The organism is Pedobacter sp. Leaf250 (assembly GCF_920984735.1).
Classification (GTDB): Bacteria; Bacteroidota; Bacteroidia; order Sphingobacteriales; family Sphingobacteriaceae; genus Pedobacter.
Genome location: NZ_CAKLBU010000030.1, coordinates 25,088 through 47,409 on the forward strand (window position 1 = coordinate 25,088; position 22,322 = coordinate 47,409).

The following is a 22,322-nucleotide window of genomic DNA, read 5'->3' on the forward strand; positions in this document are numbered from 1 at the left end:
TTAAGAGATACTTTGTAGATGACTAATTAAATTCATTCTAAAAGTATCCCAGCTCAGCTTCTGGGATGTGATAAATCCTGCTTTTCCGATTTCATTAATTTTTTTTGGATTGTGTATCAAATATTGTATTTTTTCTTTAATAACTTGAGAATTTCTTATCGGAACTAAGAAACCATTTCTACCATCAACAACTATATCGGATGCAATTGTATTTTCAGAAGCAATCACAGGAATACCAGTAGACATTGCTTCAAGTATGACTTGTCCGAACCCTTCAATTAAAGACGGCAAAACAAAACAATGAGATTCATGTAATAATGAGATCATTTCTGAATGGGGGATATTTTTATATATATTTATTTTTATCCCAGAATCTCGAATCAAATTTTCATCAAATATCCCTCTTCCTATAATATTTAATTCAATATTGGGGATCGTTTTAATTGCATTTAGTAAGTAAGTGATACCTTTTCTTTGATTTAAACTGCCCACAAATACAATTTTAAAGACTGAATCCTTTATAAACAATTCTCTACATTTATACTTAAATTTTGATAACTCTACTCCATATGGAATGACCTTTATCGTCTCCTCATTTATTCCCTCTGCCTTTAGAGATTTTGCAGTGACACTACTTGCACAAATTATATGATCGGCTAGGTAAATTTCCTGCGAGAGATTGCTCAACACACCTTCTGAGACTGAAAATTCATACTCCTGCAAAATAGATATTTTAGATAATGGATTTATCTTCATTTCATCTTCCAATAAATTCTTCACAAAAGTGGTATGTGGATGAAATTGGAATAACACCTTGGGATTAATTGGATTTTGTTCAAATGCATATTTTGCATAAGTATTCATGCTTAATATAGGGACATTATATTTTATTGATAGTTTTCTTGCCTTATCGCCCAGAGCCTTATCCTTCAGTGTACTATATTTAACATTTTTGGTCAAAACCAATAAAAATTCGAAGAAGATTGATAAAAAACTAATTACAGTAAAACGACTGCTTAGTCCCTTTTTATATCTTTTACTAAGTTTTGAAAGTACAAAATCAGGCATTGATCTTAATATGACACCAAATAAGATTGAGTCAAATGGAACATAAAAATCTGTTACCAAATATTTTAATGAATCATTTTCAGCAAGCGCTAAAGCAACTTGATAATCATCTCTTCTACCTGCATGTACTACAATGTATTTCATGAATTTCTTGTCTTTAAGAATTTTGCAGGTACTCCTCCCCAAATTTCTCCATTTGGTACATCTTTGGTAACTACCGCTCCAGCAGCAATAACTGCATGGTTTCCAATTTTCACACCTTGTAATATGATAGAGTTAGCTCCTAACCAAATATGATCCCCAATAAGAACCCTACCTTTGCTTTGCACAAAGGATTTACTATCATAGTTACTAGGATGTGTTGAAAAATTTTCAGTATCATGCTCTTCCAATCCGATCTTTACACCGGGAGCAATGCTACAATATGACCCGATAGTTGCATGTTGAACGTAGGCGTCAGTCAAATAACTGTGAGCTCCTATAATAGCTTCGTCTAATATCATAGACTTACCGAAAACGGAACATTTTATAAGATTAGCTTTCATAGAAACATAAGAAGAATCTGAAACTCTCACACCCTTGAAATTCCAGTATAAATAACCCTGAATTCTTTTAATTTTATTAAATAAATCAACCACTAAAAATTTCACGAGTAGAAACTTAACACTGTAATCATTATCTTATTAAACCTTTTTTTGAGGAAAGTAAACGCTTTAGTTTGTTTACAATTGTACTAATAAGAGTAAGCTTCAATAATGGCCTTATCTTGTGGTAATACAATGTGTTTTCTGAGAGGTCTTTAGTCACTTTACTTAAAAATGAATGTTGGCTATAATATTTTTCCCAATGCTTATAGCATGCGTTTCCGATACTTTCATTTTCCTCATAAAACTGACGAAACAATAAATCAAAATCTTTAGTAAGTGTATTATCTTGATTTTTCAAAAAAATCACCTCTCCTACAAAACTCGGCGGGCAGTTATGTAGCCATTCATATTTTAAATCTTTCTTTTTTAGTTCAGAATAGGAACCATTCATCACCATACTTGGGATTCCCAACTTTGCACTTTCCAACACAGATGTTCCCATTCCAAGAATTATATCATATTTTAAGAGTTCAAAGTCCAATTGATCCTTAGATACATGGCCAACAAAGTTATAGCTAAAACCATATTTGTCAAAACTTTCTGTTAAATAGTTTTCATATTCTCCAGACCCAATTATGTGAAATTTAATTGAATCACTAAAAAGTGTAATTGTAGGTAGCAGACTGATTAAAGGTGTAATTTTAAAATCAATTACTCTTCCTAAAATGCAGATATTAATTTTTCTATGAGCTGAAATTTGATATTCTTTTCTCCTTGGTGCTACAGGATCTGAAGTAATTAGTGGCCAATATGTTGGTTCTATAGATTTTAAATTATAAAAATAGCTATTATAGTCATAGTTACATTTATCCATCCAAATTGTACCTTTGGATTGCATTCCAATCTCAAAAAACTTTTTCGTCTTAGCTTTTTGTATAGGTGTCGTAAGGGTGGCGATTATTTTTCTGTATGGCTCATTTTTTTTGTAGAAAAGATTGAATAAAGGAAGTATTTTTATCCCATCCTCGGGATGTGTTGACCAAAATGCTAATCTTACACTTTGACCCAACGTAATAATATTTCCGATTAACTTTGCATGTAATAATATTAAGACAACAATACCTTCTTCAATATGTATTTTTCCATCTTCCTTAACATAGACGATATTGCAATTCGGATTTCCTTTGTTTACATATTCTATGGTTGGCCCATTTGAAAATTCGATGTAATCTAAATCTATACCAGGCTTTCCAGATAGGAGCACAGTTAAGTTTGCGAGTAAAATATCACTGCCACCCATCTGACGGGCTGGGTTGTATATAGAAACTTTCATTGCTCTCGATTAAAGATTAGCTTTCTAAAAATCATTACCATTAGAATAAAATAGAATATATAAGTTATAGCATAAGAAACCGTGGCGCCGTAGACTCCATATCGATTTACTAATAGAAATGATATTACAACAAAGCATACACTTGATAATAATTCAGTTATCACATACATTTTACTCATTGATTTAGCCACCATCTGAAAAGATAAAATCCAACCAGCTATCTTAAAAAAATCACCAATTAATTGGAAAGGAAAAAGCTCCTTCATAGATAAAAATTCAGAATTAAATAAAATAAGAATTATCCATTTCTGAAGGAAAAAAATACTTAAAGATATAATTACCAAAATAGGAATAATAAGTCTGTATGCAGATATGACCTCCCTCCTCAACTCACTATGCTTTACTAATTCTGAAAATCTTGGCAGATAGTAAATGGCTAGAGATGTTGTAATAACCATAAGATACATTCCAGAAATTTTATTAACACCCTCCCAAATGCCCGCATCATGTAACGAAGCGTGCTGAACAATTCTGCTTCTTACAATAAGTTGACTAACCGGTACAGTCGCCGCACTCACAAGAGCCATGGCAGAATAGTGAGCTAAACGTATTCCTGCGAATTTACTGAATCTCCCAAAAAAGCTTTTAATTGTGAACCATTTACATTTAAGGCAATATAAAAAGGTGACGATAAAAACAACTGATTGATATGTTATAGATGCTAATAATGCCCCATAAATACCATAAAAGTATGCTAAAATAGCAGAGAATAGAAGGCTTAAAATGCTTCCCAGCATATTTATTCTTACATACAGTTTAAAATGTTTGTATCCATTCAGAACAGATAACAGCAAGTTATTTGCTGCGTATAGAATTAGCGTAATCCCAAATACTATAATTATAGATTGAAATTTAGTATCATTAAGAATTAGATGAGAAAAATATCCAGACCCTAAAATCAGAACTATGCTGCCAATAATTGTACAAATTATTGTAATCCAGACTGATGTTTGTAAATAAAGTTCTATCTTTTTGGGAGAATTTTGATGTTGTGCAACATATTTGGTTACTCCGCTATTAATACCGCCCGTAGATAATGATAAGAAAATAGAGGAAAAATTTGATAGCTGACCTAATAATGCTATTCCAGCTGGGCCTATAAGTACTGCTACAATTTTAATACTTACAAAGCTTGTTAGCATTTTAACTAAGGTAGCCATAGCATTCAACGAAAAAACTTTTACAACATCTTTTGAAAGAATGTGTCCGATCTTTTTTATCACTGGTATTGATTAGTTTTGTTGATAACTATATCTACATCATCCTCAGTCATTACCGGGCTTATAGGTAAACTTAGCACCTCACTATGTATTTTTTCAGTAATTGGAAAAACCAAATGATTCATTTCCCTAAATGCCCCCTGTCTATGCGGTGGGATAGGGTAGTGAATTAAGGTTTGGATGCCATTGTCTGAATAGTAGTCCTGTAATGCTTGCCTCTCTTTAGTTCTTATAACAAATAAATGCCAAACATGCTCATTTTCATTAGCAGGTAATTCCGGGAGAGTAATCTTTGAATTTCTAATTTCCGAAATATACCTCTTTGCTATAATTTTTCTTTTCTGATTATCACTGTCAATATATTTTAATTTGATGTCTAGTACAGAAGCTTGGATTTCATCTAATCGCGAATTTAATCCTTGAAATACATTGACATACTTTTCATTAGATCCGTAATTTGCAAGCGCACGAATTGTGGTTGCCAATTCATCGTCATTGGTTGTAACAGCACCACCATCGCCCAAAGCTCCTAAATTTTTACCAGGATAAAAACTAAACCCTGCAGCATCAGCTAAGCCACCTGTTTTAATGTTACTATATTCTGCACCTATTGCCTGAGCATTATCTTCAATTATTTTGAGACTGTGCTGTTCAGCAATTTCTGAGAGTTCAGACGAGAAGATAACCCGTCCATACAAATGAACAATCATAATCGCTTTAGTTTTCTGAGTTATTTTTTCTTTAATTTTTGATATATTGATATTAAAATTATTTAAATCGGGTTCTACAAGTATAGGAACTAATCCATTATCAGAAATTGCCAAAATAGATGCTATATATGTATTTGCGGGAACAATAACTTCATCACCTGCTTTCATGATACCAAGCTGAATATATGCCCGCAAAATCAACCTTAAAGCATCTAAACCATTTGCTACACCTATTGCATGAGAAACTCCTATGTATTTTGCCAGATTTTTTTCAAAATTTTTGACTTCATTACCTAAAAGATACCAACCTGTCCGATATGTATCAATCAATTTTTTTTCAATCTCCTTTTGGTGTATGAGATTTATTTTTTGCAGATCTAAAAACTTTATCATTGTTAATAATTTAATGTATGAAAATTTCGAAACTTCTGTAACATTTCATGAAAATTATTTTTAGGAAATTCGAAAAATACATCAATGTCTGTTTCTGATTTTTTTACAGCGCCATATGAAAGATGAAAATTAACAACTTTTACATTATCTTTTCTTACTTCAAACTCTGCAACTTCTAACTGAAGTTGATTGAAAGCAAAATGATAAGATAAAACAATACTTTCAATTGCGATAGCAGGTGAGGTGTGCTTTTTTATAATCCATCGGCCGCAATTGAATTTGCCATCAATAATATTATAGATGCCACCCGTTCCTACATTTTCTCCACTCCTGTTCTCTAAAATAAAATAATAGTCTCCACTTCTTATTAGTTGATCAGCAATCCAATTTCTCTGACTATCTACCGATTGTGGAGTTGCATTTATGAATTGATTTCGTTCCGGATCTAAACGAAGATCTAATATAAATTCTGCATCATCAATAGCAGCAGAACGCAGTGAAACATGTTTTCCGATGAGAGGTTCTTTTAAAATCATATTGTAAAGTTAAGAGTTATAATAAGTCTTCATATTTAATATTTCCTTCCTTATCGATAGTCCCTCTAAAGATCGCAGGTGTGCCAAACCAAACCGTATTGGCGGGAATATCCTTTGTTACCGTACTCCCTGCACCAATCAAAGCATTTTCACCTATGGTGTTTCCAGCAATAATTGTAGAATTTGCTCCTATTGATGCACCTTTTCGCACCAAAGTTTTAGCAAAATACGGTTTATGTATCTTAGAACGGGGAACCAAATCATTTGTAAAGGTTACATTAGGACCAATGAAAACATCATCCTCCAACGTTACCCCGTCCCATAATTGTACGCCTGATTTTACTGTAACGTTATTCCCAACTTTTACATCGTTCTCAACAAATACATGGGAATTAATATTGCAATTCTGGCCAATAACAGCGTGCTCTAAAATTATACAGTATTGCCAGACTACAGTTTTATCACCTATATTTTTAGTGTGTACCTCGGATGATGGATGAATATCAAACATTTCTTCTATATTTTAAAAAGTCGTTATAATCTCTTATGTAATCTGCTTCTGTATATTTCATTGAAGCTAGTACCAAGCATATACTACCGCTTGAAAAACCTTTCATTTCCCTCCAAATCCCTGGTTTTATATGTAACGCCTTATTTGGATGATTTAAAAAAACCTCAGATCGGTTTTTGCCATCATCTAATATAAACGTAAATGACCCACTGGCAGCCACAACATATTGCTGAAGCTCATAATGTGCATGACCACCTCTTGATACATCCATTGGGACATCGTATAAATAATAAATCCTTTTGATATCAAATGGGATTCCATTATTATTTTCTAAAACTGTTATCTTACCACTTTTATTGTGAACAATGGACAATTCTACTGTAAGGCAATCTTCAACATTATTGAACATTTTTTATTTTTTTAAAATCATCAAAATTTCTAATGTAGTCTGCCTCATCATAAACTTTATTTGAAACAATTAAAGCTAAAGAATTCGTCGAAAAATTTTCCAAGCTTCTCCAATACATGCTTGGCACATATAAACCGAAGTAGGAACGATTTAAAGAGAACTTTTCTATCTTGCTTCCATCATTTAATACCACATCAAAGCTCCCAGATAATGCGACAATGAATTCTTTCTGCGCTCTGAAAGCATGACTACCTCTCATTTCCCCACCAGGCACATCATATATCCAATAGGTTCTTGCAATTTCAAAAGGGAGCTGTCCCGAAAATTCAAAAAACGACAGATTTCCTCTCTTATCTACGATTTTTGGAAGGTTAATTAGTTTTGGATTCATTTAAAAAAAATTTTTAAAGATTATTCTACGATGCAACTTCAACTCGATCTTAATAAATTTTAGAATTAGTTTATAACTTGTATCTCATTTAAACATAATATCAAACATCCAATATTATTGATAATAATGGCAACTTTGTACTATATCGTTTCATTTAAGTTTTTTTTTTTTTAAAAATCAAGTAGAATAAAGTAAGCGGTTAAAAATAATCAAATATCAATAAGTTTGTAACTCTGCATCTATTGAAACGATTTATACTCATCCAATAATGGGTGAATGTAAATAATACACAAAATATATGTTTAAACTACATCCTATTTTTTAATCTTTTGAATAGTCCCATTAAATTTCGGTGAGGTTTTTCGCTTTCATTATCATAATACCCATACCCATACCCATATCCATAACCATATCCAAGGCTACCTCCAGATTTTATACCGTTAAAAATAACATTTAACTTTGGAAATTTTTGCTCATGATATAGTGCATCAAGTTGTAGTATTTGATGCTTAAATGTAACTCCTTGTCTAACTAAATAGATAGTGATGTCCGCTAGGCGCGCGAGTAATTGAGCATCAGTTACTAAGCCAATAGGAGGGGTGTCAATTATGATTTCATCATAGTTATTTTTTAAATAATTAATAAGCTCGTCAACTTCTTTCAATAGTAATAGTTCACTTGGATTCGGTGGAATGTTTCCCGAGCCGATCACAAAAAGATTGGGATGGACTCCAGAGGGTTGGATAATATCTGCTATAGAAGCTTTACCAATGATATAATTAGTAAGGCCCACTTTGCCTTCAAGCTGCAGATATTTGCTAATTTTGGGTTTTCTCAAATCAAACTCCAGTAGAATTACTTTACGACCACTAACGGCAAATGCTGTGGCCAAGTTACTGGCAACAAAACTTTTCCCTTCACCAGACATACTGGAAGTAAACAGCGTTGTATTTCCAGTATGTCGACTATCTGATCCTAATAGGTATTGCATATTAGTTCTAATAGACCGAAACTGTTCCGCAATAGCTTTTCTGCTATTTTGTTGAACGACAATAGCTTCAATTCCCTCATCATATATTATTTCTCCCAGTAACGGAATTTGTGAGACATCTGTGATATCTGAATTAACAGTTACCTTATCATTTAATAAATCCCTCGCATAAATATAACCTGATGGCAAAATAAGACCAACAAGAACTGCCATAAAATAAATCATTCCATTCTTGGGACTAATAGGACTTCTAGCTACATTAGCCACATCAACTATCCTAGTATCTGTTACAGACGAAGCATATGACAATGCGGTTTCCTCCTTTTTTTGCAAAAGATATAAATAAAGGGTTTCTTTTACAGTTTGTTGGCGTTTGATACTAATATATGCCCTTTCTTGTCCTGGAATCTTCTTTATTGAACTTTGAAATTGTGCATTATTCCCTTCCAATTGTTTTTTAGTATTTAGCAATAGGTTTTCAATATTCTGAATGTTGGTACGAATTCCCGCCCTCGTCGTCTCTATTTGTTTATTAATAGGATCTACCAATGGATTGTTGGCTTGCGTAGTAGCCAAAAGCTGATCTCTCTTTAATTGTAATTCACTTAACTGCCTAATCTGTGTCAACAGAATTGGATCGTCAATTCCAAACGTACTCGGTAATTTTTCTCCTGGAGAAGTTGAATTAACATAGCGTAAGACATCCTTTATTGTTCCTATCTGTAAATTTACCTGACTTAGTCCAACATCGTTTGCTTTTACGTTTTCAAGAAATAAATCGGCATCGTCTGTGAGATTTGTAAGGCCCCTGCTACTTTTGAATAGTTCAACCTCCTTTTCTACATCAGTTAATTCTCCAGTTAGAAGTTTTAGACGTCCATCAATAAACCTAAGCGTACTTTCTGTAGTTTTATTTTTGTCAGATAATCCAGCATCGTTATATACTTGTATAAGCGTATTTAATATGTCCTTCCCGTTTTGCGGCATTGTTGCTTTGTAATTGAGAGCAATTAAAGAAGCTTCTTGATTTGGCAGGCTAACATTCAAATTATCTAAGCATGCCTCAGTTACAGAAGTAGGATCATGAATGACAATAGTTAATGGTTTTGAATAAGTTCTTCTGAAGTTAGGTAAACGCTGAATTTTATAGCTTCCTATGCTATTATTTTGGACTTTATCTAATTCACCACTAATTTGCTTACCATTATTATCAATTAAAATATAATGCAATTGGTCGGGAAATTTTAACTCAAAGGCTTGTTCATACAATGTACTATCTATCTGAATAGGCAGAAAGTTTATTGGACGTGAGCCATATACATCTCCATCCACTACACGTCCTTTGGCGTAATATCCAATCATTAAATTTAGCCTATCAACGACTACACGCATTAGTGTTTTAGATTTTAAGATTTCAATTTCATTTTCTACAACCTTATTGCCTCCAAAAAGCCCCATTTCGTCCAAAATATCTTCTTTAGGCATTCTCCCTTTCTTGTCATCCTTGATTAGTAACGTACTGTTAATATTATAAACTGGTTTGGCATATCGAAGATAAATAAAGGCAATGGACAGCGTAATAATAACTGCTACAAGAAATAATGGCCAATGATAAATATATTTTCCTATTAGTTTTTGTAAATCAAAATTGTTACCATTATCTTTACCAATGGATTGAGAGATAGCTCTTTCGTTATTCAGCATTGCTTTAATCTATTATAATTGAGTAATTAGAAGAACTACGATTGAAGCTACGGATAGCAGAATGCCTACATTTCTGTAGCTAGAATCTACACTCGCGTATTTGGCATTGCTGGGTTGAATATACAAAATATCGTTATTCTGTAAATAATAGTAGGGAGAATTAAATAAATCTTTTTTTTGAAGGTTTAAACGAATGTATTGTCTCTCGCCCTGTACTTCCCTTACTAACAACACATTATTTCTTAATGCTGTAATGGATAAATCTCCTGCCATGCTTAATGCTTCCGCGACTGAAACGCGTTCGTTTTGAATTGGATAAACACCAGGGTTAGCCACATCTCCCAAAATCGACACCTTGAAATTAACTAGTCGTAAACTTAATACCGGTTCTTTCAGGTAATTATTCAATTTCGATTTTATTAAGTCTCTTGCTTCTATAAGTGTAAATCCTTCAATATTTATCGATCCCAATAAAGGCATTTGAATTGCACCTTGTTGATCGACAGTAAATCCATTAGCTGCATTTTGAGGGCTTTGACTGCTCCCAGGAGCAGTTTGTACAGAACTTGTGTTTCCCATGTTGAAGATAGCTGATGCTTCAGGATTCAAACTAGTTATTGTGAGAGCTAAAATATCACCTTTTTGTATTTTCAACGTAGAATAATTCTTTATCTGCTCACGTACCATACCACTATCCCGTAAATCTTGAAAATACGGAACTGATTTATAACGAACACCACAAGAACTGAATACTGCTGCCAAAATCATTACATAATATATTTGTTTCATAAGTTACAAACAGAATTTTTTAAATTTAGATTACAAAGGTAGAATTAAAAATGTATTAATAACATAGCATATTTTTTTTTAGCATGTGCTATATATAATTACCAAACATCTTGTTTAGCTTCTGATATAATTAAGCGTCTATATATTCTAGCAAACAACGATTAATCTGCAATATTTATCTAAAGATCTTCGGTTGATTAAAATCCACATTTAATGGTTCGACGCTAGTTATCACAAAGACGGTTTTAAATCGGCATATAAAATTTTCTATTATAATCAGACGTTTTGAACCACAGATCTCTGATTGTACAGATTGCAGTAACGTAGGTATTACATTACATTCTCATTTAGTAATAGTGAGGAGATGGAGTTAAAAATGAATCGGATAGCTTGAGACTTATTTTAAGATTAAAAGAATTAGAATTTGCCAAATTTTACTGCACTTAAGATTCAGTAAAACACATTCATTCACACTGATCCATTACTTCAATCGAGGGACTTTTTTTGACTGATAAAAGCTACCTTTCCGGATTACAACCCAGCTAACCTATAAATTTTATCTCGACATGCCTATCGTGTAGCAACTATATGATAGCTTATTAATAATCGTCTGGAAATTGTCGTTAATCGAATTCAGTAAAATTTCGCCTAATAAATCTTGAATAATTGACCATTAATGTATGCATTAGTACGCAGAGCTACACATCAATGCACTTTCGTAAGTAATCTGCATAGCAAACAGATAAGTTATTATCAAGAATATACTCGAAACAAACCAATTGTAAGCAACGGTATTCATAGTGTAAGTCATAAATACCTTTGAAAAGTACCAACTTTTGGATTCTAAACGTTAAAATTTGTTAGCACCTAAATAAAAATTTAATTTAATCGTTCATGATATCTCAGGAAATTGTCTATTTTTTATAAAAATTCATATTTATTGATATTTAACACTAATATTTCTTATTCGAATCAACTTTTTTTTTGCAAACAATGGCAGCAAAGGAGGTTACAAAAGCTATCAATTTATGAAGCTTGACGATTTTAAAAGATTTATGTGTGTAAGATATATTCTAAAATAAATATTATTATCTTTCTTACATATTCTTCCAGAAAATATTGCTTTTAAATTCAGTTCAAGTAATAAGCCTTATCTGGATTGTATCGAATTTAATTTGACACATAGTGGCGATTTTGTTATTATTGTAGTTTCAAAACATCCAATAGGTATTGATGTGGAACTTATAAATGAAAATTTTAACTTCACTTCAATCTTACCCCTAAGCTTTGCAAATACAGAAATTTAATAGAGAATTGCCCAAATCCGTGTAAAGCATTTTATTGGCTATGGACAAGGAAATAAGAATTATTAAAGCAACAGATTAAAGTCTTATCGATCAAATGAATGAGGTATCAATTTTAGAAGATACAGTATTTCGATTTAATCAATCATGTAATTTACACAGGTCAAGATAGATGATGATTTTGTGCCTGTTTTGTCTCTTAGCATAAGGTGCAAAATTTACTAGTGACAGCTTTGAAAGAATATCCTCTATATGAAATCATCAATAAATCACCAAAATTCTAGCGAATAGTAACTAGAATATTATCAGTTTGAATTAAAAGTTAAGGACATATTTTATATTAAAAATAAGCTATTCAATGTTTATTCAATGAGAATAAACTTGTTATGTTTTCTTAGTAAATGAAGACGTAGGGAAAATATTTCTACCCCACCATGCTATCCGTTAATCTTTTAAAACCAACTTTCCTTACAGCAGAAACAATAGAGTCCTTATCGTATCCACATTCTGACCAAAGTTCGGATTGTTCACCATGCTCAATAAATTGATCAGGAATACCTAGTCGAACAACGTTCGAATTGTAGCTATTGTCGGCCATAAATTCAAGTACTGCCGAACCGATGCCGCCTGGTAGAGATCCGTCTTCAATAGTGATGACGTGTTTATATTTGGAGAAAACCTCATGCAACATTTCTTCATCTAAAGGTTTTACAAACCTTAAATCATAATGCCCAGGATATATACCTTCGCTATTTAATTCCGAACGTGCTTCAACGGCAAAATTGCCAACATGGCCAATGGTTAATAAAGCCACATCTTCTCCGTCGCAAATTTTTCGCCCTTTTCCAATTTCCAAAGCTTTAAAAGGTCGTTTCCAATCTGGCATCACACCGTTTCCTCTAGGATATCGGATTACAAATGGCCCCATGCGCTCCTGTTGTGCTGTAAACATCAGGTTTCTTAATTCTTCTTCATTCATTGGAGAAGCAATGGTAAGATTAGGGATGCAACGCATATAGGCAATATCGTAGGCGCCATGATGTGTTGCACCATCAGCCCCTGCTAAACCAGCCCGATCTAAACAAAACACAACATTCAGTTTTTGTATAGCTACATCATGGATTACCTGATCGTACGCACGTTGCATAAAGCTTGAGTAGATATTGCAAAAAGGGACTAGGCCTTGAGCAGCTAAACCCGCCGAAAACGTAACTGCATGTTGCTCTGCAATACCAACATCGAAAGCACGTTTTGGCATGGCTTTCATCATAATATTTAATGATGAACCAGATGGCATTGCCGGCGTAATGCCTACGATTTTTTCATTGGCCTCGGCCAATTCTACCATGGTATGGCCAAAAACGTCTTGATACTTCGGAGGTTGAGGCTTATCAGGTACGCTTTTTCTAATTTCACCGGTAATTTTATCAAAAAGACCTGGGGCATGCCAGATCGTTTGATCTTTTTCTGCTAAAGCAAAACCTTTACCTTTAACGGTAATGCAGTGTAATAACTTCGGACCAGGAATAGCAGATAAATCTTTTATCGTTTGCGCTAAACGTTTAACATCATGGCCATCAACCGGACCGAAATACCTAAAGTTCAAGGCTTCAAATAAATTACTTTGCTTTAAAAGTGTTCCTTTGATGCTTTTTTCAATCTTTTTAACATACTTATGCGCATTAGGACCAAGTTTAGATAGACCAGCCAATACATTCGAAATATCATCGCGGAAGCGATTGTAAGATTTTGATATGGTAATGCTTGTTAAATATTCTTTAAGTGCGCCAACGTTCGGATCAATAGACATGCAATTATCATTTAAGATAACCAACACATTACTATTTTCAATTCCAGCGTGGTTTAAACCTTCGAAAGCCAAACCAGCTGTCATAGCGCCATCACCAATTACGGCAACATGCTGCCTATTGCTTTCACCCTTCAATTGGGAAGCTACAGCCATGCCTAAAGCAGCAGAAATAGAGGTAGAGGAGTGGCCTACGCCAAAAGTATCATATTCACTTTCAGAAATTTTCGGGAACCCACTTATTCCTTTATATATTCTATTGGTATGGAATAATTCTCTGCGTCCTGTTAAAATTTTATGCCCATAAGCCTGGTGTCCGACATCCCAAACCAGTTTATCATAGGGGGTATTTAAAGCATAGTGCAAAGCTACAGTTAGCTCTACTACGCCTAAACTGGAGCCGAAATGGCCGCCATTTACACTTACTATATCAATAATATATTGACGTAATTCTTGGCTTATTTGTTCTAAGTCAGATTCACTATACTGCTTTAAATCAGCAGGATAGTTAATTTTAGATAATAGGGGGCCAGCTTTAACTTGCATTCAGATTTGAGTAAAAAACAAGATACAAAGTAAGGTATTTTTGTTCTAATACAAAAGGAAAATCTTAGCGATGGTTTTTTGATCGAATTTTTACTTAAATTAGCACTAAAAATTCGGGCGTATTATAGCAATAACTCTTAAAATTTGTAGTATTAATTAGTCTTAAATTCTGATTTAAGTAATAGTTTATTTATCTTTGTACCCGTTATCTTAAATCATTTTGTTGATCGACTTGGTTTTTGATTCATATTATAAACATCCACCTTAGTAAAAAAACATATTATGATAACTTTAACGCACTCAACATCAGTCAATAAACTTAACAAAGTGAAAATTGGCGACGAAATCATTGATGAATATAATTCTCAAGGTAAAGTAGTTAAAATTAAAAAATCTGTGGTAGATAATTAAAAAAATATCTTTTCCATTTGGATTCTAGACAAACTATCTACATTCTAACAAATGGTATTTAATTAAGTCCATTTATCACGATTAGTTACAAGGATTTAAGATTCACATCTCGCTGCTATTTGTTATTTTTGTATAAATGCAGTCAGAGAATTTTGAAATCAAACTTCCAGTTTTCGAAGGGCCCTTCGATTTACTCTTATTCTTTATAGAGCGTGATGAATTAAATATCCAGGACATCGAGATTGCAAAAATTACGAATGATTTTCTGGCGTATATTCATCAGCTTTTAGCTTTAAATGTTGAAGTAGCCAGTGAATTTATTTTGGTAGCGGCAACATTGATGCGAATTAAGTCGAAAATGCTTTTGCCGCGTATAGAGGTTGATGAAGCCGGTAATGAAATTAATTCGGAAGAAGATTTAATTGCCCGATTGGTTGCATACAAGCAATTTAAGTCTGCTGCTGAAGATATGAAGGTTTTTGAGGAGCGTAGGATGAAGCAGGAGCGAAGGGGTAACATACAATTTGATTTAACTTTAGCTGCCGAAACTTCTTCTCATCAGGATGAACTGCTATCGCTCGATTTATATAAACTGCTTACGGTTTATCATAGAATGATGCAAAGGTACGATTTGCGAAGTGAGGAAGTTAAACACACGGTAATTCAATATCCTTATACCATTGAACAACAGAAACATTTCATAGCCAATTTACTTGATATTAATAAGCAAATAGATTTTGCTATGGTGCTCAAAAATTCCGAAAATAAGGTGCATTTCGTTTATAACTTTCTTGCGATTTTGGAAATGCTGCAACAACAAATTGTAGAAATAACCATTGGCAGCGGTTTCAATAACTTTAAAGTAAAATCACTTACTTAATCTTTTTTATTGATGTGATCACGCCCCTTTTCTTAAAGCCTAAACTTTAATCGTTTTATAACTCAATTAGAAAATTTATTGTTGTTTACTTTCGGGAACCACATGACTTTCATTTCACATCGCCATCACCTTAAATATTAATTTCTTACTTTTGCAGAAAAAATACAAACCTATATAAGGATGAAACGCGACACCCAAATTTTTGAACTTATTGATAAGGAACTAAATCGCCAAGAGCACGGATTAGAGCTTATCGCATCAGAAAACTTTGTAAGCAAGCAAGTAATGGAAGCTGCTGGTTCTGTGCTGACTAATAAATATGCAGAAGGATTGCCAGGAAAACGTTACTATGGTGGTTGCCAGGTAGTGGATGTTGTAGAACAAAAAGCAATTGATAGAGCAAAGGAATTGTTTGGAGCTGCTTGGGTAAACGTTCAGCCACATTCAGGCGCACAGGCAAATGCTGCGGTAATGTTGGCTGTTCTTCAGCCTGGAGATAAAATTTTAGGATTTGATCTTTCTCATGGCGGTCACTTAACACATGGTTCTCCTGTAAATTTCTCTGGTAAATTATATCAGCCATTATTTTATGGTGTAGAAAGAGAAACTGGACTAATCGATTATAAAAAACTGGAAGAAGTAGCTTTAGCAGAAAAACCGAAATTGATTATCTGTGGCGCATCAGCTTATTCACGTGAGTGGGATTATGCTTTTATTCGTGCTGTAGCTGACAAAATTGGGGCTTTGGTTTTGGCAGATATCTCGCATCCTGCAGGTTTAATCGCAAAAGGTTTATTGGCCAATCCACTTCCACATTGCCATATCGTAACCACAACAACACACAAAACTTTGCGTGGCCCTCGCGGTGGTATGATTATGATGGGTAAGGATTTTGAAAATCCATGGGGTTTAAAAACGCCAAAAGGCGAAACCCGTATGATGAGTAATTTATTGGATATGGCTGTTTTCCCAGGAACTCAAGGCGGTCCGTTAGAGCATATTATTGCAGCAAAAGCCATTGCATTTGGCGAAGCTTTAACTGAGGAATACGGAACTTACATTAAACAAGTTGCAGCAAATGCACAGGCAATGGCGAAAGCTTTTGTAGCTAAGGGTTATGGAATTATTTCTGGTGGTACCGATAATCATTTAATGTTAATCGATCTTCGAAATAAAAACATCACGGGTAAGGTAGCCGAAAATGCTTTGGAGAGAGCAGAAATCACAGTAAATAAAAATATGGTTCCTTTTGATGATAAATCGCCATTTGTAACTTCTGGTATTCGTGTAGGTACTGCAGCAATTACTACCCGTGGACTAAAAGAAACCGAGATGGAAAAAATTGTTGATCTGATTGATCAGGTTTTAACTAACCCAGAAGATGAAGCCAATATCAATGCGGTAAAAGCAGAAGTAATTAATCTGGTTAGCGCATTTCCGCTATATAAATAATATTGTTATCGTTAGCTTATGAAAACATGAGCTTGCAAAGCAGTTACATTAATTTGTAGCTGCTTTTTTTGGTCAACATTTTCTAACTGAATTTTAGGATGATACGCTTTAATTTGTAGACCAACAGTCTTATAAATCCTATAATCTTTAAATGCTGTTCAAAAAGTAAAGGGCCGATATCCTTTTGAAGAAATATCGACCCTTACCATCTAAATTAACGCTCTCAATTATATAAACGAACTGCTGCAAAAATTGTTTTACAACATGAAAGAAAATTTATTTTTTTTCTAAACAGCCTAATGATGAAGGAAAAACCCTCATCGTGTTCTTTAAATCTCGATTAAGATAGTCGCTAAAATAAACATCAGTACTAAGGTCAATGCCCTTTCTTAATGCAGGACTGGTATTGCTCAATTCAAAATTCTCCAAGCTTGGTGCAATAAAGTCAGGATTCAAATTCAGGATATTGCCATTGTTTGAGTATGAATTATTAGCGGTTTTAATTAAATTATTCAAGATATTAACTTGATTAATTGCATTAGTTTTCTTCTCTATTTCTAATTCGTTATTTAATATTCCCCAAATAATATTATTGGTGAGATTCAAATTAAGGGAATTGGCCATCTTGGCCGATTGATAGTCCGAGAATGTTAAAGCGGCCGTTTTCCGAGGGAAATTTATATTGAATCCTGCAAACGTATTTTGTTTTAAATTATATATGCCTCCACCAACACCGTACAACAAATAATTGCCGCAGTTATAAAATAAATTATTTAAAGCAATAAGTTCGGAATGATAACCGATATATCCTGCAATCTGCATATTTTTAACAATACTGTTGATTATAATCAATTTTGGATTAGCATTACCCGAAAGAGAATCAGATATAATACCCACAGAGGCGTTTTTGATGGTTGCATAATTAAATAAACCTGTTCCTGTTCTTTTAAAATTTATTCCTTTCCATTGCCCTGGTACATCTGCAAAAATGGTTTCCAATCGGTCACTACAAAAAAGTATAGGCTTATCAGATTGACCATTGGCAATCAATCTGCCATCAATATTTAGACTGGCATCAGTATGAAAGTAAATTTTCGCTCCTGGTGAAATCGTTAATGATGAATTATTTCTAACCGTTATAGTGCCATTGATAATATATGGAAGATCATTTGTCCACAATGTATGGGTAGTGATGGATGAAGCATTAATAAATACAGCATTTTGCCCATATGCCTGTAATTGTATACTTTGTTTATTTCCGTTCGTAGTAAGCAATATCGAATCCTGAACAATAAAAGGCAAAGGTTTGTTATTTGGATTTATGGTGGCTTTAACAAACAGATATATAGAGTCACCCGCACTGATCATTATATTTCGCTTACTAATGCGGTAATCTCCGTTTATATTTATACTAAAAGAAGAGGCATTCCCATTTGCTAAGACAATATCCGAAATATTAACTGCTGAACTATTTTTATTTATAATTTTTACTCGTTTAACTACCGATCCAACTGAAGTAAATACAGTATCAAATAGAATGCTATCTTTTGAGAAGGTAAGTTTGATATTTGGGTCATCTGTAATACGCTCGTCCTTCCTGCAGCCTGAAAGGATAAATAAAATAAAGCTAGAATAAGAATACTGCGCATCATCAAAATTAATATTTTTCCCTTCAGCCTTAAAAGTTAATAAAACATTCGCTATTCGGCAAAAGCTAATGCAGCAATATTTACTTTAGCAATACCCTTTTTTAAAAGTTCGTTGGCACAGGCCTCCAAGCGGCCAAATTGTAATTACGTCATCAATTTGCAGTATATGTTTTCCATTTAGCATTTCAGGATTTACAACCTTAAAAACATCTTGCATATTTTCATGTCTATTGTATCTGCTTTTTTTAGTTTGACTTTCCGTCGCGGACTTCTAATAAGCTCCGATTCGCTAAATTCTATGTCAATAACCTTCAAAATATCTTTTGCACTATATAAGCTCTGGTTTTAGCCACGTATTCTATATTTTTTTAAATGAAATCGGTAATAATTAAATCGATGTCAAGATACAGGGGGCATAATTTCAATTTTTCGCCAAGCTTGCTGCCAAATAATATTCCAACATCCGTCTTTTCCAATTTATTTTAAAATATGAATAAGATTCTAAACTTTAATTCCCATCCTAAAATACAACATCGCCATAGCAACATTTAATAGTAATCTTTCCCCCAATTGTTTAGCAACCCATTGTCTGAAGGGATATTTATAATCAGTAAAAGGTAAATCATATAAATATTTTGTGGAAGTAAGATGCTAACTACAATTTATAGATATATCCAAGCATTACAAGGCTTTGGGGAAAGTAATCCTATTAAATCATAAACCAACGTTTTGCTGTTAATATCGATCCAATCTATTAAATGTTGTCTTAAATTGAGAATCAAAAATTATTTTGAAAGCATTTCCACTGCTACTATACTTATATTAATGAGTATAGCATAGTTCATTCTTCACTTACCACCGCAAGTAGCCTGATCTAATCCATTACCCCGCTGTAGGTTTTTCTCATTTGGATTACTTTAGCAATCACTATTATAAAGCAATCAAATGTCCCGGCATATAATTATAGCTAGGTGTTTCCACCAGCCTATATGTTCTAAATGTATATGGTTAAATAACAAAACCAACTGCAGTATATTTCCTGTTTCTTATACAGAAATTTAGCAATATATTTTTGTGCCGTACTTCTATCCGCTAAAATTGTGAGGATCATTATTACCACTAAAATATTAAAACCACACGATCGAATCATCATATTAAGCTAGGAAATCCTGGCATAAAAAAATAAAACCTTTGTTTTTGAAAGAATGTTATTCAATTAACCGCATTATACGATCGTGTAATAAATTACCGAAAAACTCAACATTCAACAGATGAAAAATATATTCTTTCCCATCATAATTATAGTAGCATTGTTCTCTGCTTGCTCTGGTAAAAACGCAGATGGCACTCCAAATGTAAGCAATGGCGATTCAACACAAATTGATAAGCCGGCTACAGCAGATTCCACAGATTCAACCACCAATGCACCAGCAGATGTTAAACATAAATAATTCGAAGTAATGCTAACATACACCACTTTGCTATAAACGCGTTGATGTTCACAGCAAAAAATACCTCATTCCTTTTTTGTTAATAATAAATTAACATTGCCCTTGTCTTTTCTTTATACCTTCGCGTTTCATTTTAAAATGATCTGATTAACGCATCCCATTAGACATTTAAAAAGCAATGAAATTTAAAAACATCCTTATCTATTCCGGATTTATTGGAATCCTGACTCTATCCGCCTGTTCGAAAAAAACATCCATTGAAGATGAGACGCCGGTAACACCTCCAAAGGCACCAACTGCTTATGCCATTACCGAAACTTTCGAATCCGGAACCAAAGGTGCCTATGCATTAGATAGTGTGCAGCTGTTAACCGGAAAATGGACAATGAGCGATGCCCTCATCGGCAATCTTGCAGCTGATGCTAGAAACGGTGCAAAATCTGTAAGGCTAAGAACAGGTTATCTGTCTATGAATTTTGATATTGCAGGTGCTAAAATGATCTATGTATCCCATGCCAAATATGGTACAGATGCCAATTCCACCTGGCAGTTATTAGCCTCAACGGACGGTGGCAAAACCTATGCCCAATTGGGAACAGATATCGCCGAAACCAGTACTATTTTGGTTACCGATTCTTTCAAAGTGAGCAGCACAGGTAAAATCCGTTTTCAGATTAAAAAAGCGGGCACCACCAGGATCAATATTGATGACATCATCTTTAAAGGAACAGGCGATCCGGGTATTGCCGTAGGCGCACCAGATACTGATCCAACTGACAACGGAAACTCCACTACTCCTACTCCGGGAAGGGGAACACCAGAGGCAGGTGCCGATGCCCCGCCATCAGGTGGAGATAACTCAAACTTATTATTTGGCAATCCTTCAGGCGCTATGGCTACAGTGGTTTCAGCAGAAAACTACCTGATCGATCAAAAATATTATGTAGAAAGTTATAGTATGACCCGCGGCATCCCAAACTGGGTAAGCTGGCACTTAGATCCAAATAACTTCAATGGTACGGCAAGCAGAAAAGATGATTTTGCGTCATTTACTGGTCTGCCAGGCAATTGGTACCAGGTACAAAGCAATAGCTATTCTGGTTCTGGTTTTGATAGAGGACACAATTGCCCAAGTGGCGACCGCACCAGTTCGAGCACAGCCAATTCAGCCACATTCCTAATGACCAATATGATACCACAGGCACCTAACAATAATCAGAAAACCTGGGAATCTTTTGAAAGTTATCTTCGTGGACAGGCATTGAATGGCTATGAGGTTTATGTGATCATGGGCAGTTATGGCACAGGTGGCATTGGTTCGGCAAGCGCATCTGTTGTAACCACCATCAACAATGGAAAAGTAACCGTTCCGGCAAACGTATGGAAAGTTGCCGTCCTTTTAAAAACCGGAGATAACGATTTAAGCCGCGTTACTTCTTCTACAAGAGTAATTGCAATCAATACACCAAACATTAATAGTACCACTGCAAGCTGGAAAGATTACATTGTTTCAGTTCGCGATATCGAGACTGCAACAGGATACAACCTACTTTCTAACCTGCCACAAAACATTCAGGATGTGGTGGAAAAAGTGAAAGACCAAGGTAATTAAATTCAAATACAAAGTAGTATTTCAAATAGTTTATATCAAAAAAGCTGTATCAAAAACTGATGCGGCTTTTTTGATAATGAATCTGCCAAATAACCTGCTAGAATACTTTGCTTAGATAAATTGGATGCCATGCTATAAGTCCTATATCTATATGGTTCAAAAAAAATCATAATAACCTTACAGGTGCAGCCTTTGGCTCAATTTCCTGTTGAATGGCCATTCCTCTGCCTATACAACCTATAGAATATTTAGCCCAATACAAACCACGGCCACACTTTTCCGTTGTCCCGTAAACCCGGGCGAACCCCTTATAACACTACACCGGCCCAAAATGTTCTAAAGGCCAACGATTTTTTTCCTTTGATAAACAGCGCCTTAGGAAAAACACGGGGAGAAAAGCGGTAAACTGTTTGGATGCTGCCCTTTTTTTTCTACTTTTGCATCCCGCTTCGGAGGAAACGGTTGTGAATGAAAAGATGGATCTGGGGGATGTGGGAAGGATAAAAGG

At 34.2% G+C, this 22,322-nt stretch carries 18 protein-coding genes; 5 read left to right on the forward strand and 13 right to left on the reverse strand.

The features are described from left to right. From LUA91_RS19510 to dxs, 12 genes are all read right to left on the reverse strand, one after another. The gene (locus tag LUA91_RS19510; RefSeq protein ID WP_231427788.1) at window positions 1-1,212 is read right to left on the reverse strand and encodes a glycosyltransferase family 4 protein; all 1,212 of its coding nucleotides are present in this window, start codon (window positions 1,210-1,212) and stop codon (window positions 1-3) included. Then, window positions 1,209-1,718, reverse strand: coding sequence for a CatB-related O-acetyltransferase (locus LUA91_RS19515; RefSeq protein ID WP_231427789.1), 510 nt, complete (start codon window positions 1,716-1,718; stop codon window positions 1,209-1,211). The genes LUA91_RS19510 and LUA91_RS19515 overlap by 4 nt, the downstream gene beginning before the upstream one ends. A gap of 25 nt (window positions 1,719-1,743) precedes the next feature. Continuing rightward, window positions 1,744-2,988, reverse strand: coding sequence for a glycosyltransferase (locus LUA91_RS19520; protein WP_231427790.1), 1,245 nt, complete (start codon window positions 2,986-2,988; stop codon window positions 1,744-1,746). Next, window positions 2,985-4,271, reverse strand: coding sequence for an O-antigen translocase (locus LUA91_RS19525; protein WP_231427791.1), 1,287 nt, complete (start codon window positions 4,269-4,271; stop codon window positions 2,985-2,987). Before LUA91_RS19525 ends, LUA91_RS19520 begins: the two co-directional genes overlap by 4 nt. Then, window positions 4,268-5,371, reverse strand: coding sequence for a DegT/DnrJ/EryC1/StrS aminotransferase family protein (locus LUA91_RS19530; RefSeq protein WP_231427792.1), 1,104 nt, complete (start codon window positions 5,369-5,371; stop codon window positions 4,268-4,270). The genes LUA91_RS19525 and LUA91_RS19530 overlap by 4 nt, the downstream gene beginning before the upstream one ends. Before the next feature lie 2 nt (window positions 5,372-5,373). After that, window positions 5,374-5,907 carry a GNAT family N-acetyltransferase gene (locus LUA91_RS19535; protein ID WP_231427793.1) on the reverse strand — a complete coding sequence of 178 codons (534 nt, stop codon included), beginning with the start codon at window positions 5,905-5,907 and terminating at the stop codon, window positions 5,374-5,376. Window positions 5,908-5,923: 16 nt separating this feature from the next. Beyond that, window positions 5,924-6,418 (reverse strand): acyltransferase, encoded by a 495-nt coding sequence (locus LUA91_RS19540; protein ID WP_231427794.1) that lies wholly within the window; start codon window positions 6,416-6,418, stop codon window positions 5,924-5,926. After that, a complete protein-coding gene (locus LUA91_RS19545; protein ID WP_231427795.1) occupies window positions 6,411-6,827 on the reverse strand; it encodes an FdtA/QdtA family cupin domain-containing protein in 417 nt (138 codons plus the stop codon). The genes LUA91_RS19540 and LUA91_RS19545 overlap by 8 nt, the downstream gene beginning before the upstream one ends. Further along, window positions 6,817-7,218, reverse strand: a complete 402-nt coding sequence (locus LUA91_RS19550; RefSeq protein ID WP_231427796.1) for an FdtA/QdtA family cupin domain-containing protein — start codon at window positions 7,216-7,218, stop codon at window positions 6,817-6,819. The genes LUA91_RS19545 and LUA91_RS19550 overlap by 11 nt, the downstream gene beginning before the upstream one ends. 307 nt (window positions 7,219-7,525) lie before the next feature. After that, complete coding sequence (locus LUA91_RS19555; RefSeq protein ID WP_231427797.1) at window positions 7,526-9,913, reverse strand: polysaccharide biosynthesis tyrosine autokinase; 2,388 nt, start codon at window positions 9,911-9,913, stop codon at window positions 7,526-7,528. 12 nt (window positions 9,914-9,925) lie between these two features. After that, window positions 9,926-10,702: a polysaccharide biosynthesis/export family protein gene (locus tag LUA91_RS19560; protein ID WP_231427798.1), complete on the reverse strand. Its 777-nt coding sequence runs from the start codon at window positions 10,700-10,702 to the stop codon at window positions 9,926-9,928. 1,728 nt (window positions 10,703-12,430) lie between these two features. Next, a complete protein-coding gene (dxs, locus tag LUA91_RS19565; protein ID WP_231427799.1) occupies window positions 12,431-14,359 on the reverse strand; it encodes a 1-deoxy-D-xylulose-5-phosphate synthase in 1,929 nt (642 codons plus the stop codon). A 282-nt stretch (window positions 14,360-14,641) separates the two neighbouring features. On the opposite strand from dxs, the gene LUA91_RS20685 reads away from it, so the two are divergent. From LUA91_RS20685 to glyA, 3 genes are all read left to right on the forward strand, one after another. Next, on the forward strand, window positions 14,642-14,770 hold the full coding sequence (locus LUA91_RS20685) for a hypothetical protein (protein ID WP_255717837.1): 129 nt from the start codon (window positions 14,642-14,644) through the stop codon (window positions 14,768-14,770). A gap of 136 nt (window positions 14,771-14,906) precedes the next feature. Then, a complete protein-coding gene (locus tag LUA91_RS19570; RefSeq protein ID WP_231427800.1) occupies window positions 14,907-15,650 on the forward strand; it encodes a ScpA family protein in 744 nt (247 codons plus the stop codon). Between the two features lie 180 nt (window positions 15,651-15,830). Continuing rightward, window positions 15,831-17,102, forward strand: coding sequence for a serine hydroxymethyltransferase (gene glyA / locus LUA91_RS19575; protein ID WP_231427801.1), 1,272 nt, complete (start codon window positions 15,831-15,833; stop codon window positions 17,100-17,102). Window positions 17,103-17,378: 276 nt separating this feature from the next. On the opposite strand, the gene LUA91_RS19580 is transcribed toward glyA, so the two are convergent. Further along, window positions 17,379-18,470, reverse strand: a complete 1,092-nt coding sequence (locus LUA91_RS19580) for a hypothetical protein (RefSeq protein ID WP_231427802.1) — start codon at window positions 18,468-18,470, stop codon at window positions 17,379-17,381. Between the two features lie 1,552 nt (window positions 18,471-20,022). Here LUA91_RS19580 and LUA91_RS19585 point away from each other — a divergent pair. Beyond that, the gene (locus tag LUA91_RS19585; protein ID WP_231427803.1) at window positions 20,023-20,202 is read left to right on the forward strand and encodes a hypothetical protein; all 180 of its coding nucleotides are present in this window, start codon (window positions 20,023-20,025) and stop codon (window positions 20,200-20,202) included. Between the two features lie 178 nt (window positions 20,203-20,380). Continuing rightward, on the forward strand, window positions 20,381-21,814 hold the full coding sequence (locus LUA91_RS19590) for a DNA/RNA non-specific endonuclease (RefSeq protein WP_231427804.1): 1,434 nt from the start codon (window positions 20,381-20,383) through the stop codon (window positions 21,812-21,814). The last annotated feature ends 508 nt before the right edge of the window (window positions 21,815-22,322 follow it).

Excerpts from the sequence above, each read along its gene's own strand:
- LUA91_RS19510 (WP_231427788.1), bottom strand. The coding sequence starts at position 1,212 with ATGAAATACATTGTAGTACATGCAGGTAGAAGAGATGATTATCAAGTT.
- LUA91_RS19540 (WP_231427794.1), bottom strand. The coding sequence starts at position 6,418 with ATGTTTGATATTCATCCATCATCCGAGGTACACACTAAAAATATAGGT.
- LUA91_RS19550 (WP_231427796.1), bottom strand. The coding sequence starts at position 7,218 with ATGAATCCAAAACTAATTAACCTTCCAAAAATCGTAGATAAGAGAGGA.
- LUA91_RS19560 (WP_231427798.1), bottom strand. The coding sequence starts at position 10,702 with ATGAAACAAATATATTATGTAATGATTTTGGCAGCAGTATTCAGTTCT.
- LUA91_RS19535 (WP_231427793.1), bottom strand. The coding sequence starts at position 5,907 with ATGATTTTAAAAGAACCTCTCATCGGAAAACATGTTTCACTGCGTTCT.
- LUA91_RS19530 (WP_231427792.1), bottom strand. The coding sequence starts at position 5,371 with ATGATAAAGTTTTTAGATCTGCAAAAAATAAATCTCATACACCAAAAG.
- LUA91_RS19520 (WP_231427790.1), bottom strand. The coding sequence starts at position 2,988 with ATGAAAGTTTCTATATACAACCCAGCCCGTCAGATGGGTGGCAGTGAT.
- LUA91_RS19570 (WP_231427800.1), top strand. The coding sequence starts at position 14,907 with ATGCAGTCAGAGAATTTTGAAATCAAACTTCCAGTTTTCGAAGGGCCC.
- LUA91_RS20685 (WP_255717837.1), top strand. The coding sequence starts at position 14,642 with ATGATAACTTTAACGCACTCAACATCAGTCAATAAACTTAACAAAGTG.
- LUA91_RS19590 (WP_231427804.1), top strand. The coding sequence starts at position 20,381 with ATGAAATTTAAAAACATCCTTATCTATTCCGGATTTATTGGAATCCTG.
- glyA (WP_231427801.1), top strand. The coding sequence starts at position 15,831 with ATGAAACGCGACACCCAAATTTTTGAACTTATTGATAAGGAACTAAAT.
- LUA91_RS19555 (WP_231427797.1), bottom strand. The coding sequence starts at position 9,913 with ATGCTGAATAACGAAAGAGCTATCTCTCAATCCATTGGTAAAGATAAT.
- LUA91_RS19580 (WP_231427802.1), bottom strand. The coding sequence starts at position 18,470 with ATGATCAGTGCGGGTGACTCTATATATCTGTTTGTTAAAGCCACCATA.
- dxs (WP_231427799.1), bottom strand. The coding sequence starts at position 14,359 with ATGCAAGTTAAAGCTGGCCCCCTATTATCTAAAATTAACTATCCTGCT.
- LUA91_RS19545 (WP_231427795.1), bottom strand. The coding sequence starts at position 6,827 with ATGTTCAATAATGTTGAAGATTGCCTTACAGTAGAATTGTCCATTGTT.
- LUA91_RS19585 (WP_231427803.1), top strand. The coding sequence starts at position 20,023 with ATGAAAAATATATTCTTTCCCATCATAATTATAGTAGCATTGTTCTCT.